The following is a 499-nucleotide window of genomic DNA, read 5'->3' as shown; positions in this document are numbered from 1 at the left end:
TGTTCGAGGGAGTTGCGGCGGAGCTCGAGCGCTGCCGCGCTGCGGTGCAGCCGGCGCGGGACGCGCACCGGGTCGTGCTCGCTGTAAGCGTCCGGTCGAACCCGTGTATCGGGGCCTGACCCCGAGCGCCTAACCTCCCTCGGCAAGTTGCAGCGGAGGGAGGTTCGACATGACCCGCCAGCAAAGGCACCGCGAGGCCAGGCGCGAGTTCTGGCGCAGGACCCTCGCCGACTGGGCCCGCTCCGGGATGAGCAAGAGTGACTACGCCCGGCTCCACGGTCTCGAGCCCGGCAAGCTGCGGTTGTGGTCGAGCCACTATCCGCACTGGGCGCGCCGCGGCCAGGCATCTGAGAAGGAGAGCTCAGATACCGGAGCCGAGGAGACGGAAGCCGCGAGCACGCCGGCTCAGAGGTTCGTCACGCTGCGGCCGGAGGGTGAAGAGGGTGAGACGGAACTCCCTGCCACCAATTCTGAGGCCGACCCCTCGGGAGCTGAGCCC

The 499-nt window shown here is 69.5% G+C and carries 1 protein-coding gene; it reads left to right on the top strand.

Annotation, left to right across the window (positions count from 1 at the left end):
- Positions 1-169: 169 nt before the first annotated feature.
- The coding region (tnpA, locus tag LRA98_RS12905; RefSeq protein WP_238634288.1) for an IS66 family insertion sequence element accessory protein TnpA at positions 170-499 on the top strand (330 nt) is incomplete at its 3' end.

The organism is Halorhodospira sp. M38 (assembly GCF_022227985.1).
Lineage (GTDB): Bacteria > Pseudomonadota > Gammaproteobacteria > Nitrococcales > Halorhodospiraceae > Halorhodospira > Halorhodospira halophila_A.
The sequence above is the reverse complement of the archived record's forward strand: the minus strand, read 5'-3'. Positions and strand labels throughout refer to the sequence as shown.